13 protein-coding genes and 1 tRNA gene are annotated in these 12,918 nt (G+C 73.2%); 6 read left to right on the top strand and 8 right to left on the bottom strand.

The window, feature by feature from the left end:
- Positions 1–10: 10 nt before the first annotated feature.
- Complete coding sequence (locus ASC77_RS07640) at positions 11–1,042, bottom strand: TlpA disulfide reductase family protein (RefSeq protein WP_082574572.1); 1,032 nt, start codon at positions 1,040–1,042, stop codon at positions 11–13.
- Between the two features lie 34 nt (positions 1,043–1,076).
- On the opposite strand from ASC77_RS07640, the gene ASC77_RS07635 reads away from it, so the two are divergent.
- From ASC77_RS07635 to ASC77_RS07620, 4 genes are all read left to right on the top strand, one after another.
- Positions 1,077–2,543 (top strand): FAD-binding protein, encoded by a 1,467-nt coding sequence (locus tag ASC77_RS07635; RefSeq protein WP_082574571.1) that lies wholly within the window; start codon positions 1,077–1,079, stop codon positions 2,541–2,543.
- Between the two features lie 94 nt (positions 2,544–2,637).
- Positions 2,638–3,822, top strand: coding sequence for a pyridoxal phosphate-dependent aminotransferase (locus ASC77_RS07630; protein WP_056150701.1), 1,185 nt, complete (start codon positions 2,638–2,640; stop codon positions 3,820–3,822).
- A gap of 55 nt (positions 3,823–3,877) precedes the next feature.
- On the top strand, positions 3,878–4,180 hold the full coding sequence (locus tag ASC77_RS07625; RefSeq protein ID WP_056150699.1) for a hypothetical protein: 303 nt from the start codon (positions 3,878–3,880) through the stop codon (positions 4,178–4,180).
- Positions 4,177–5,547, top strand: coding sequence for a hypothetical protein (locus ASC77_RS07620; RefSeq protein ID WP_056150697.1), 1,371 nt, complete (start codon positions 4,177–4,179; stop codon positions 5,545–5,547). Before ASC77_RS07625 ends, ASC77_RS07620 begins: the two co-directional genes overlap by 4 nt.
- 87 nt (positions 5,548–5,634) lie before the next feature.
- On the opposite strand, the gene ASC77_RS07615 is transcribed toward ASC77_RS07620, so the two are convergent.
- Both ASC77_RS07615 and ASC77_RS07610 read right to left on the bottom strand, forming a co-directional pair.
- Positions 5,635–7,014, bottom strand: coding sequence for a vWA domain-containing protein (locus ASC77_RS07615; protein ID WP_056150696.1), 1,380 nt, complete (start codon positions 7,012–7,014; stop codon positions 5,635–5,637).
- Complete coding sequence (locus ASC77_RS07610; RefSeq protein WP_156390990.1) at positions 7,011–7,889, bottom strand: AAA family ATPase; 879 nt, start codon at positions 7,887–7,889, stop codon at positions 7,011–7,013. The genes ASC77_RS07615 and ASC77_RS07610 overlap by 4 nt, the downstream gene beginning before the upstream one ends.
- Positions 7,890–7,998: 109 nt before the next feature.
- On the opposite strand from ASC77_RS07610, the gene ASC77_RS07605 reads away from it, so the two are divergent.
- Entirely contained in the window at positions 7,999–8,331 is a 333-nt protein-coding gene (locus ASC77_RS07605) for a hypothetical protein (protein ID WP_056150692.1), read from the top strand.
- Here the strand turns inward: ASC77_RS07605 and ASC77_RS07600 are convergent.
- The 4 genes from ASC77_RS07600 to ASC77_RS07585 form a co-directional block, all read right to left on the bottom strand.
- Complete coding sequence (locus tag ASC77_RS07600; protein WP_056150690.1) at positions 8,328–9,086, bottom strand: crotonase/enoyl-CoA hydratase family protein; 759 nt, start codon at positions 9,084–9,086, stop codon at positions 8,328–8,330. The two genes, ASC77_RS07605 and ASC77_RS07600, sit on opposite strands and share 4 nt — an antisense overlap.
- Positions 9,083–9,619, bottom strand: a complete 537-nt coding sequence (locus ASC77_RS07595; RefSeq protein WP_056150688.1) for a gamma carbonic anhydrase family protein — start codon at positions 9,617–9,619, stop codon at positions 9,083–9,085. Before ASC77_RS07595 ends, ASC77_RS07600 begins: the two co-directional genes overlap by 4 nt.
- Positions 9,620–9,705: 86 nt before the next feature.
- Positions 9,706–9,795 (bottom strand) — tRNA-Ser (locus ASC77_RS07590).
- Between the two features lie 135 nt (positions 9,796–9,930).
- On the bottom strand, positions 9,931–10,521 hold the full coding sequence (locus ASC77_RS07585; protein ID WP_056150685.1) for a TIGR03086 family metal-binding protein: 591 nt from the start codon (positions 10,519–10,521) through the stop codon (positions 9,931–9,933).
- A gap of 75 nt (positions 10,522–10,596) precedes the next feature.
- Between ASC77_RS07585 and ASC77_RS07580 the strand changes: the two genes are divergently transcribed.
- Positions 10,597–11,028 carry a MarR family winged helix-turn-helix transcriptional regulator gene (locus ASC77_RS07580; protein WP_056150684.1) on the top strand — a complete coding sequence of 144 codons (432 nt, stop codon included), beginning with the start codon at positions 10,597–10,599 and terminating at the stop codon, positions 11,026–11,028.
- Here the strand turns inward: ASC77_RS07580 and ASC77_RS07575 are convergent.
- Complete coding sequence (locus ASC77_RS07575) at positions 11,009–12,868, bottom strand: CocE/NonD family hydrolase (protein WP_156390989.1); 1,860 nt, start codon at positions 12,866–12,868, stop codon at positions 11,009–11,011. The genes ASC77_RS07580 and ASC77_RS07575 overlap by 20 nt on opposite strands.
- Positions 12,869–12,918 lie beyond the last annotated feature (50 nt).

Raw genomic sequence — 12,918 nt, 5'->3', positions numbered from 1 at the left:
CGGCGACGGCTCAGGTGGTCGGGCGGTACCCAGGACGGCCGGACGCGTTCCACTCCTCCCAGAACGAGATGAACTCCTCGCCGAGGAACGGATCGCCCCCGGTCATCGCGATCCCACCCCGCCGTACGGTCCAGTCCCACGGCGCCAGCTCCCCGGCGAGCGCCAGCTGCTGCTTCGCGGGCTCGGTGCGACCTGCCCGCCGGTGGTGCAGGGCGATGCGGCGGTGGGCGAGCGCGCGCTGCTCGTCGTCGGTGCGCTCGGCCACCTCGGCACCGGCGCCGTCCGGCAGCACGCCGTCGCGCACCCACGCCCGCAACAGGTCGTGGTGCTGGTCGGCCGGGATCTGCGTGAACTCGACGAACCCGTCGTCGCCCGGGGCGATCGTCGGAGGCTTCACGATGCGGTCGTCCTCGTCGATCCACACGACGGAGGGGACGTTGGTGATGCCGTACCTCTCGGCGGTCAGGTGCGCGGTGTCGACCGCGACGGGGTACGACGGCGCAGCGGCCTCGATCCACGGCCGGGAGTCCTCGGGGTCGGCGTCGAGCGCGACCGAGAACACCCTCAGCCCCGCGTCGGCGAGCTCGTCCTGGAGGTGCTGCCAGCCGCCGAGCTCGTGGCGGCACCCGCACCACGACGCCCAGGCGACGAGCACCCGCTTGCTGCCGGAGAGGTCGTCGAAGGACACCGGGCGTCCGTCCACGTCGGCCAGGTCGAGCGGCGGCGCCTTCCCGGACGCCGCGACCGTCCGCCGCCACCCGGCCGACGGCACCAGCGCGACGACCTCGTGGTCGTCGTCGTGCACGATCAGCTGGTCCAGCGCCGCGGCCCAGGCGTCGAGGTCGATGAGGCCGGCGTCCTCGGGCGAGGTGACCTCGCGGCCGAAGAGCGGCACGCAGACGTCGTTCTTGCAGAGCCCGACGCTGCGCAGCCTCCACCCCGTCGCCGCGGTCAGCGCCTCGGCGTCGACGTACGCCGCCCAGGTCGGGAGCTCGTGCACTCTGCCATCGGAGTCTATGAGCGTGAGCACGTCGGACAGCATCCCACGAGACTGGAACTTGTTCTAGATTTGCCCCATGACCTCCGACGGTACGGCCCACCCCGAGCTCCTCGACGCCTCCGTGCTGCCGGCCGAGGCCGAGCGGTACGACGTGGTGGTGCTCGGCTTCGGCATCGCCGGCGGCTGCGCGGCCCTGGAGGCGGCCCGAGCGGGTGCGCGGGTGCTGCTGCTCGAGCGCGCGGCCGTGCACGGCGGCACCTCGTCGATGTCCGGTGGGCACTTCTACCTCGGTGGCGGCACCGCCGTGCAGCAGGCGACGGGCTGGGAGGACTCGGCGGACGAGATGTACAAGTACCTCGTCTCCGTCTCGAAGGAGCCCGAGCACGACAAGATCCGCGCGTACTGCGACGGCTCCGTCGAGCACTTCGACTGGCTGGAGGCGCTGGGCTTCGAGTTCGAGCGCTCCTACTACCCGGAGAAGGCGGTGATCCAGCCCGGGACGCAGGGGCTGATGTTCACCGGCAACGAGAAGGTCTGGCCGTTCAAGCAGGAGGCCGTGCCGGCGCCGCGCGGCCACAAGGTGCCGGTGCCGGGCGACACCGAGGGCACCAAGATGGTGATGGACCTGCTGCGCGCCCGCGTCGAGGAGGCCGGCGTCGAGGTCCGCTACGAGACGGGGGCGACGAACCTCGTGGCCACGGCCGAGGGCGCCGTGGTCGGCGTCGCCTGGCGCTCGTTCGAGGAGACCGGGGTCGTGGCGGCATCGTCGGTGGTGGTCGCCGCCGGCGGGTTCGTGATGAACCCCGACATGGTCGCGGCGTACACCCCCGCCCTCGCGGAGAAGCCCTTCACGCTCGGCTCGACGTACGACGACGGGCTGGGCATCCGCCTCGGCGCCTCGGTCGGGGCCGAGCTCAAGCACATGGAGGAGCCGTTCATCACGGCGCCGTTCTACCCGCCGTCCGCGCTGATGACGGGCTTCATCGTCAACGGGCAGGGCGAGCGGTTCGTCAGCGAGGACTGCTACCACTCGCGGACGTCGCAGTTCGTGATGGAGCAGCCCGACCACGCGGCGTACCTGATCGTCGACAGCGAGCACGTCGAGTACCCGAAGTTCCCGCTGGTGCCGCTGATCGACGGCTTCGAGACCATCGCCGAGCTCGAGGAGTCGATCGGGCTCCCGGCCGGGTCGGTCGAGAAGACCCTGGCGCGCTACAACGAGATGGCGGAGGCCGGCGAGGACGTCGACCTCCACAAGGGTGCCGAGTGGCTGGCGCCGCAGGGCACCGGCCCGTGGGCGGTCTTCGACCTGCGGCTCGGCAAGGCGATCTATGCCGGGTTCACCCTCGGCGGCATCCGGACCTCGGTGGACGGCGAGGCGCTGCGCGCCGACGGCTCCGTCATCCCGGGCCTGTACGCCGCCGGCGCGTGCGCCTCCAACATCGCCCAGGACGGCAAGGGCTACTGCTCCGGCACCCAGCTCGGCGAGGGGTCGTTCTTCGGGCGGCGGGCCGGCCGACACGCTGCGGGTTTCACCGGCTGACCGTCAAAACCCGCGCGCCGCGCCGTGCGGTCACGGCGCGTCATGCGGGTTTCGGCGGCTGACCGGTGAAACCCGCACCCGTACGCTCGCCCCCATGACCGACCGGTTCCAGGTGGCCAGCCGGGCCAACGTGCCGCCGTTCCACGTGATGGACCTGCTGGCGGCGTCGGCGGCGCGGCAGCGCACCCACGGCGACATGCTCAACCTGCTGGCCGGGCAGCCGATGACCGGGGCGCCGGTGCCGGTGCGCGAGGAGGCCAAGCGGCTGCTCGACTCCGGCGACCCGCTGGGCTACACGCCGGCGGCCGGCATCCTCGAGCTGCGCGAGGCGATCGCGGGCCACCACCGGCGGACGCACGGGATCGAGGTCAGCCCGGAGGAGGTCGTGGTCACCACCGGCAGCAGCGGCGGGTTCCTGCTGGCGTTCCTGGCGGCGTTCGAGGTCGGCGACCGGGTGGCGATGGCGCGCCCCGGCTACCCCTGCTACCGCAACGTCCTGACCGCGCTCGGCTGCGAGGTCGTCGAGATCCCGACCGGCCCGGAGACCCGCTTCCAGCCGACGGTCGAGCAGGTCCGGGACCTGGGTGACATCAAGGGGCTGGTCGTCGCCAGCCCGGCGAACCCGACCGGCACGATGCTGCTGCCCAGCGAGCTGGCCGCGCTCGCGGCGTACTGCGAGGAGCAGCAGATCCAGCTGATCTCCGACGAGATCTACCACGGCATCGAGTACGCCCCTCTCGTCAACGACGGGGCGCACCTGGCCCGGAGCGCGTGGGAGACCAGCCGCGACGCCGTGGTCTTCTCCAGCTTCAGCAAGTACTTCTCGATGACCGGCTGGCGGATCGGCTGGATGCTGGTCCCCGACCGGCTGCGTCGCGCGGTCGACGTGCTCACCGGCAACTTCACGATCTGTCCGCCGGTGATCGCCCAGCGCGCCTGCCTCGCCGCCTTCGACGACGCGTCGTACGACGAGCTCGACGGCCACGTCGCGCGCTACGCCGACAACCGCCGCCTCCTGCTCGACGGTCTCCCGAAGCTCGGCATCACCGACCTCGCGCCGGCCGACGGCGCGTTCTACGTGTACGCCGACGTCGGCCACCTCACCGACGACACGATGGCGTTCTGCCACCACCTGCTGACGACCGCGGGCGTCGCCCTCGCCCCCGGCATCGACTTCGACACGGTCGACGGGGGTCGCTTCGTGCGGCTCAGCTTCGCGGGTCCGGGCAGCGAGATCGAGGAGGCGCTCGAGCGGCTGTCCACAGCCCTCGACCGCTGAGGTTTCTCCACAACCGCGGCCCGGCGAGCCTCTCCCCACGACGAAGGGGGACGACATGCTCACCGACACGACCGGCATTCGACACCTCGCGGGGCGGATGCGCGAACGCGCGCAGGAGATCCGGGCCGAGGCCGCCCGGGTACGACGACGGGCCGACGACGTGCCGTGGCAGGGCCGGTCCGCCGAGGCGATGCGCCGCCAGGTCGCGGCCCGGCTGACGACGCTCGCCGCGACGGCCGACCTGCACGACGACGCAGCCGATGCCCTGCTCCGCCACGCCCGAGCGGTCGACGCGGTGGCCGCCGTCGCGGGTGGCGCGGTCAACCGGGCCGTCCGCGAGATCGGGAGCCTGCTGTGAGCGGCGCGGAGATCACGAACGTCAGCGGCGGGGCAGACGGCATCGAGGCGATGTACGCCGCCGTACGCGCCCTGGCCGACACGCTCGACCGGACCGGCGACGAGCTGCGCGGTTGGGCCGGCGACGGGTTCCGGGCACTCGCAGACCCGGACCTCACCTCGTCCGCGCCGCTCTCGCCGCCGACCTTCGCGCTTGCCGAGGCCGCCGTGGTCGCGGCGGTCACCGGCCCGGCCGGGCTGCTGCCCGGGGTGCTGGCCTGGGAGGCCGACGCGCGCCTCGTGCGTGCCGCCGTCCTCGCCCTCGAGGCGAGCGACGAGGCGACGCACCTCGCGATCGAGGCCGTCGACTGGCGCCTCGGCCTGGTGGCCGGCCTCTCCCTGCGCTGCGCCGGCCCGGCGCTGGCGGGGGTCGTCGGCGTGCTCCCGCCCGACGCCCGCGCCCGCCTCGGCGGTGGCGTGCAGCGCTGGCTGGTCGGGCACCCCGGCGCGGTCCAGCACGCGGTCAACGGCAGCGGCGGGCTGCTCACCGGACTGAGCGGCGTGCCCGTCCCCGGCAACCGGGCGGCCACGGCACTGCTCGCGACGGCGTACGACGACGGCGACCCGGTCACGACCCGGCGACCCGACCTCGGCGTCGCCGCCCGCGACCGTCAGCCCGACTCGGTCGAGGGCCTGGTCGGCCACCTCGCCCAGGTGGCCGCACTGTCGCCCGACCCGGACTCCCGCGACAACGGCACCCTCGAGGTGCAGACCCTCGACGGCGGCACCGACCGTGCGCGGCACATCGTCTACGTGCCCGGCACCGACGACCTCGGAACTCTCCCCTGGACCCAGGACGACGACGTCCGCGACCTCGGCTCCGACCTGCGCTCGGCCGCGGGCGAGCCCACGTCGTACCAGCGCGGCATCCTCGAGGCGATGCGCCGGGCCGGGATCGGGCCTCACGAGCCGGTGCTGCTGGTCGGCCACTCCCTCGGCGGGATGGAGGCCGCCGCGCTCGCCAGTCGCGACACGGGCTTCACCATCACCGACGTCGTGACGGCCGGGTCTCCGACGGCCCAGGTGGACGGCTTCCCCGACGGCGTCCACGTGCTCTCGCTCGAGCATCGTGGCGACGTCGTCCCCCTCCTCGACGGCACCGACAACCCGGACAGCACCCAGCAGACGACCGTCGCCTTCACCGACGGCCACGACACGACCGTGGTGGGCGCCCACGGCTACGGGCACTACGAGGCCGGGGCCGCCGCCGTCGACGCCTCGGGCGACCCGTCGCTCGTCGCCGAGCGGGCGGGCCTGCGCGAGCGCGGGTTCCTCGGCGGCTCCGCGCAGGTGACCAGCCAGGTGTTCCAGGTCGTGCGCGCGCGGTGACGCCGGGCGGCGGTGAGCAAGCAACCGTTTCTGCCCGGTCGAGCCGCCGAAAAGGTTGCCAGCTCACCGCCGCCCGGCACCGCCACGTCAGAGGATGTCGTGCACGAACTCGCCGAGCTGGACGAGGTTGCGGCACTCGACCATCGGCACCACCTCGCCGTACCTCGTGGCGGCGGAGTCGCCGGTGTCCCAGTGCCGACGGTGCTCCGGGTTCAGCCACCACGCATGACGGGCGGACCCGGACAGGCGCTTGAGCACGTCGAGGTTCAGGTCGCTGTAGTTGGACCGCGCGTCGCCGAGGATCAGCAGGGACGACTTCGGGCCCAGCGCGTCGGCGTGGTTCTCCTCGAACTTCGCCAGCGCCCGGCCGTAGTTGGTGCGCCCCCACAGCGCGGCGTGGGCGGTGCTGGCGGCGAGCTCGGTCAGTACGTCGGCGGGGTCCGCGCCGGGGACGAAGTGCTCGGTGACCTCGTGGACGTGGTCGATGAAGGTGAAGGCGCGGACCTTCTCGAACTGGTCGCGCAGCGCGTAGACCAGCAGCAGCGTGAACTGCGCGAAGTTCGCGACCGAGCCGCTGACGTCGCAGAGCACGACGAGCTCGGTGCGGTGCGGCCGCTTCGGCTTGTGGTGGGTCGTCAGGGGTACGCCGCCGGTCGACATCGACGCGCGCACGGTGCGCCGGAAGTCCAGCGGCCCGCGGCGCTTCGCGTGGTGCTCCTGGGTGAGCCGGGTGGCGAGCCGCCGCGCGAGCGGATAGATCTCGCGGCGCATCTGCTCCAGGTCGGAGCGGCGCGCAGCCGTGAAGTCGAGCCGGTCGATCGACGGCTTGATCGCGACGTTGGCGACGTGCTCGGGGCCCTTCTCCTCCGCGATCCGGCGCCGGGCATCCGCCTCGACCATCGCGGTGAAGCCGCCGATCCGGCGACCGGCCTCGCGCCGGGCCTCGTCGTCGAGGCGCCCGTCCCCCACCAGGGCCTGCACGATCCGGTCGACGAGCTCGGACGGCGACACCCGCTGCATCGCGGTGTACGCCGACCAGGACGACAGTCCCGGACCACGACCCGGCATCGCGCCGAAGCGCGCGATCATCTCCGCGGCGAGCTCCAGCATGGCCTGCTCGTCGCCCTCGGCCAGCGCGTCCGCGAGCTCCTCACGGAAGGCGGCCAGCGCCGCCGCGTTGTCACGCACCGCGCCGTCGGCCGCGTCGGCGTCGTCGCGCCGGCCCGCGACGCCGTCGCCCACCATCCGCGGGAAGTAGACGTCGAACAGCGCGTCGAAGGTCGGCCGCTGGGTCTGCTTCTTGACCAGCGTCGCGGCGTACCCCGCCTGGATCGTCGCCCGGTCGTCCCACGGCAGCGCCGACAGCGCCGCGATCGCGTCCAGGTCCTCGGCGAGCGACACCGACAGCCCGGCGGCGCGCAGCGCCTCCAGGAAGGAGATGTGTCGGTCGACGAGTCCCGAGGTCATGAGCGGAGTCTCAGCTCCTTGACGGCCTTGGCCTGGTCGGACGCGTGCTTGAGCACGACGCCGAGGGTGTCCGCGATCGCCTTGTCGTCCAGCTCGCCGATCTCCAGCGCCACCAGCGTCCGCGCCCAGTCGACCGACTCGGCGATCGACGGCGCCTTCTTCAGCTCGAGCTCCCGCAGCCGGGTGATGGTCTCCACCAGGCGTACGGCGACCCGCTCCTCCAGGTCGGGCACCTGCGACGTCACGATCTCCCGCTCACGCTCGGCGTCCGGGTAGTCCAGGTGCAGGTAGAGGCAGCGCCGCTTCACCGCCTCCGACAGCTCGCGGGTCGCGTTGGAGGTGAGCACCACGAAGGGACGGCGTACGGCGGCGACGGTGCCGAGCTCGGGGATGGTGACCTGGAAGTCCGACAGCACCTCGAGCAGCAGCCCCTCGACCTCGACGTCGGTCTTGTCGACCTCGTCGATGAGCAGCACCGTCGGCTCCTCGCGCCGGATGGCGGTGAGCAGCGGGCGGGTCAGCAGGAACTCGTCGGTGAAGATGTCGTCGTGCGTGGCCGACCACTCCTGGTCGGAGCCCTGCGAGGACTGGATGCGCAGCAGCTGCTTCTTGTAGTTCCACTCGTACAGGGCGCGCGCCTCGTCGAGGCCCTCGTAGCACTGCAGCCGCACCAGCTCGGCGCCCGTCACCGTCGCGACCGCCTTGGCCAGCTCGGTCTTGCCGACGCCGGCCGGCCCCTCCACGAGCAGCGGCTTCTCGAGCGCACCGGCGAGGTACGCCGTGGTCGCGGTCGTCGGGTCGGCGAGGTAGCCCGCCTCCGCCAACCGGGTGGCGGCGTCGGCGGGCGAGGAGAACCAGGGGTTCGGCTGCGGCATGTTCCCCATCTTCGCGTACCCCCGGGCGCACATCGTCGTTTGACCGGATGGGAGGACCGCGCCCGCCCTGGGGGGACGGACGCGGGAGGCACCGTACGAGGAGGTTCCGATGCCCCACCGGCTCCCACACACGCTCCTCGTGATCCGCGCGGGGCTCCTGTCCCTCGTCCTGCTGGCCGGTCTCTGGGCCGGGCCGTACGACGAGGGCGGGGGCCCGCTCGCGGTCACCGCCGACCCGCCCGGCACCGTGCAGCGGGTGCTCGACCGCCACGACTGCTCGACGACCGGCTTCGCCGACGACGAGCCGGCGTCCGTGCTGGTCCGCACCCCCGACGGTCACCTGCGCCTGATCGCCTACGACCGTGGGGTCTTCGCCCTGGCTCGGGCCGGGAGCGTGGTCGCGGTGTGCCTGGACGAGCCGCCGCGGAGGGGCAAGGCCTAGGAGGCTCCGTGCCGACCCTCGCCGGCCGCGAACCGCGCCGCGCCGTCGAGCGCCCCGGCCTCGAGCGAGGCCAGGCCGTGCCGGTACTCGGCGGCGAGCGCGTCCTCCTCGGTCAGGCCCTCCTGCTCGAGCATCGAGAGGCGGTCGTTCCTCAAGCAGGCCTGGGGAAGCGCGGCCAGGGTGCGGGCCAGCGCCTCCGCCTCGGCGCGGGCGTGGCCGGCCGGGACCACCCGGTTGACCAGGCCCATCCGCTCGGCCTCCCAGGCGTCGACCGGACGGCCGGTGAGGATGAGGTCCATGGCCCGGCTCGCGCCGATCAGGCGAGGCAGCCGGACGGTGCCGCCGTCGATCAGCGGCACGCCCCAGCGCCGGCAGAAGACCCCGAGGATCGCGTCGCCCCCGGCCACGCGCAGGTCGCACCAGAGCGCGAGCTCGAGGCCGCCCGCGACGGCGTACCCGTCGATCGCCGCGATCACCGGCTTCGAGAGCCGCATCCGGGTCGGGCCCATCGGGCCGTCGCCGTCCTCGGTCACCTGGTTGCCGCGCTCGGTCCCGATCGCCTTGAGGTCGGCGCCCGCGCAGAACGTGCCGCCCTCGCCGTACAGGACTGCGACGCTCTGGCTGTCGTCGGCGTCGAAGGCGCGGAACGCCTCGACCAGCGCCGCGGCGGTCGGGCCGTCGACGGCGTTGCGGGCCTCGGGACGGTCCACGACGACCGTCGTCACCGCTCCGTCGACCTCGACCCGCACGGTCATGACGCCGCCTCGACCTCGCTCGCGCCGGCGGCGTGCCGCTGCGCGAGCTCCTGGTAGTACGGCGGGTTCTGCTCGACCCAGAACTCCGACGACGTCCCCTCGATCGGCTTGGTCGGCTTGGCGGGGATGCCGGCGACGACCATCCCGCCGGGGAGGTCGGTGCCAGGGGTGACCACGGAGCCGGCGGCGACCAGCGTGCGGGGGCCAACCTTCGCGCCGTCGAGCAGGGTGGACCCGTTGCCGATCAGCGCCTGCTCGCCGACCTCGGCGCAGTGCACGACGCAGCCGTGGCCGACGGTCGAGTTCCGGCCGACGACGAGGCTGGTGCCGGGCGCCGCGTGCAGGACCGAGTTGTCCTGGATGTTGGCGCCCTCGCCGATGACGATCGTGCAGATGTCGGCGCGCAGCACCGCGCCGTACCAGATGCTCGCGCCCTTCTCGACGGTCACGTCGCCGATCAGGGTCGCGGTCGGGGCGACGAAGGCGTCGGGGTGGACGGTGGGGCGCTTGCCCTCGAACTCGAAGATCGGCATGCGCACATTCTCGACCTGCACCGACGCGGCCCGACAACAGGCCCGGGAACGCCGAACGCCCCGGATCGAGGACCCGGGGCGTTCACTGGCGGTGGCGGTGGGATTTGAACCCACGGTGGGTTTGACCCCACACAACATTTCGAGTGTTGCACCTTCGGCCGCTCGGACACGCCACCGCGCGGAAGATTACCGGAGGGGTCCGGGCGGGACGAAATCAGGCGGGGTGCGCGGGGGCCGCGACCGCTGTAACGCGGGGTTAGGACCACTAGGCACCCCGTTCGAACGGGGTCACCAGTGGTCCTAACCCCGCGTTACAAGCGAGACGGCGCCCACCCGGGGTCCCGACCGGTGGCACCGGCGAGCCGGTCGAGCGCGGGCGCGGAGTCGGGGACGGGCACGGGCGGGCCGAAGGGGCCGGCGCCGGCGTCGGGCGGCGGCGTGAAGCTGGTGGCGAAGCCCAGGCAGGCGAGGACGGCGGCCTGGTCGGGGTCGTAGGGCAGGCCGGCCGCGCGGGCCAGGTCCCACCCGTGCACGACCACCTCGTCGAGCGCCACCAGGGCCGCGATGTCGGCCGGCATCTCGATCGGGCCGGCCATCGTGAGCCCGTCGTACGCCACCGGGTCGGCCCAGGCCTCGGCCAGGCCGGCGAGCGCGGCGGGGATCTCGGTCCGCCACCCGGGCGACAGCAGGGAGGCGTCGAAGGTCGCCTGGCTGCCACCAGCAGGCACCGGCGCCTTGCGCGCGGCGTACGTGAACGCGGCCGCCAGGCCGCTCACGTGCTGGAGCAGGTCGGCGACGGTGCAGTCGGGGCACGGAGTGGGGTCGGCGAGCTGGTCGTCGCGGATGCCGTCGAGCACCGCGGAGACAGCGTCGGTCGCGTGGGCGAAGTCGAGGATGGGCATGCGGGGGCAGACCGGCGTACGACGGCGAACTCATCGCGACGTTGACACGACAACGTCCACCCGTAGGGTGGGCCCGTGGAGCCGCTGACCGACGACGAGGCCGCGCTCTGGGCGGCGTGGGTCGCCGCGGCCGAGGCGTTGTCGCAGGTGAGCGCCGACGTCGCCGCAGCGACCGGGCTCTCGGAGCCGGACGTCACCGTGTTGACACGTCTACAGGATGCGGAGGGCACGCGGCTGCGGCAGAGCGACCTCGCGGCCGCGACGGGCTGGCACCGCAGCAGGTTGTCGCATCACCTCCGGCGGATGGCGGAGCGTGGACTCGTCAACCGCACCGACGTGCCCGGCGGCGTCGAGGTCCGGCTGACCACGATGGGGCGCGCAGCGGCGGTGCGGGCCCGCCCCGTGCACGCGGACGCCGTACGCCGGCACCTCGTGCAGGCGCTGCCCGCCCGCGACCGTCAGCGCCTGCTCGCCCTCCTGACCCGGCTCACAGACCGGGGATCGTGAGCACCGACGGGTAGGTCGCCGAGTTGTGGATCGTCAGCCCGGTCAGCGTGCTCGGCAGGTCGGGCACCGACGGCAGCAGGTGCGGCACGTCGAAGGACTGGATCGCGATCCGCAGCCGGTGACCTTTCGCGATCTTCGCGGCGGTCGGGAAGACCTCCACGTCGACCGGGGCGACCTGGCCGTTGGCCAGCGGCTTCTTGGACGCCTGGGTGAAGGGGTGGAAGGGCTGGAGCACCTGGCCGTCGAGGAAGCGCGTGCGCGAGCGGTCCAGCGCGCGCTGCGAGACGACCTGCCAGCCGCCGGTCAACCGGGTGACCTTGCCGTTGGGTGCGACGTCCGACACCGAGACCGAGAGCATCCCGTCGCCGCTGAGGCTGGACGTGTAGAGCCGCGCGTTGATCGGACCGCGCAGCCGCAGCGCCTTCGTCAGCGGGTCCGTCTGGAAGACCACACCGGTCTTGTCGTTGGGCGCGTTGTCGGACCAGCAGGGCAGGTCGGCGAGGGCCGCCTCCGGCAGCCCCGCCGTCCACTGGTTGGTCGAGCGTGTGCACAGCCCGGAGACCGGGACCGGCGGGACGTAGGCCTTGCCCGCGACGACCCGACCCTGGGTCAGCCTGCCGATGCCCCCACCCGCCGCCGCGGAGCCGGTGAGCCGGAAGCTCTCGGCGTGCTGCTTGCCCATCCAGTGCTGGGCCTTCGTCCAGTGGCCGCTGCCCTGCTCGTAGTAGGTGATCGGCGGGATGTCGGTGTCGAGGGACGCGTCCTTCACACCCCGCACGTAGCGGTCGAACCACCGCAGCTGCAGCTCGTCGAGCGTCCCGTAGCCGGCCCGGTCGATGTCCGCGGCCGACGAGCCCTCGAGGTGGTCCCACGGGCCGATGATCATCTTGGTCGGGACGCCCCGGCGCTGGAGGTTCTCGAAGAGCAGCGGCGTGCCGCGCTGGAAGATGTCGAACTCACCGCCGACCAGGAAGGTCGGCACGGTGACCCGGTTGATGACGCGGCCCGGGGAGCGGTCGCGGTAGAACTTCCCGTCGTACGCCGAGTCGCCACCGGCCACCGCGTCGAGCAGCAGCGGCAGCGTGAAGGTGCCGACGGCGGACAGGTGGTCGATGAGGGCGCCGAACCCGGACTCGGGGTCGGTGGCCGTGACGGCGGGCGGGATGACACCGGTGCCGGTGACGAGGCCGAGCCACAGCGGGATGAACCCCACGTCGACCTGGCCGCCGGACGCGACGACGTCACGGTAGACATCCGCGGCCGGCACCTGCGGGAAGATCGCCTTGAGCCCCGCGGGCCGGGCGCCGGCAGCGAAGATCTGGCTCATCCCGAGGTACGACGGGCCGTTCATGCCGATCCGCCCGTCGCTCCACGGGCGCTTGCGCGAGTGGGCCCACTCGACGATCTCGCCGGCGTCCTTGTCCTCGCGCCGGCTGAACGCGCCCCACTGCCCCTCGGAGCTGCCGGTGCCGCGGGCGTCGACGGTGAGGTGGGCGTAGCCGCGCTCCACCAGGTAGTCGGGGGCCGAGCCGGTGAGGCCGCCGCTGACGCTGCCCGACGACTTGTTGTACGCCGTGATCGTGACGATCACCGGGAGGCGCTTGTCGACCGCGGTGCCGTCGGCCTTCGCCGGGAGCACCAGGTCGCCGCGGAGCACGGTGCCGTCGGACATCGGGATCGCCAGGTCGGTCCGGGTGACCGTGCCGGGGTACGTCGCCGCCCGTGGCTGCCACGCGGCCCGGTCGGCCACCGGTGCGGCAGCGGTCGCGGGCGCGGTGGGCAGGACCAGCGCGGACGCGGCGAGGAGCGGGGCGAGCAGGGCGGCCAGGGACGGTTTCACACCGAGCACAACGAGCCGGGCCCGGAGATGTAACGCCGCGTTACATCTCC

This window comes from Nocardioides sp. Root1257 (genome assembly GCF_001425175.1).
GTDB lineage: Bacteria > Actinomycetota > Actinomycetes > Propionibacteriales > Nocardioidaceae > Nocardioides.
Note: the sequence above shows the minus strand (reverse complement) of the source record. Positions and strands in the feature narration are given on the sequence as shown.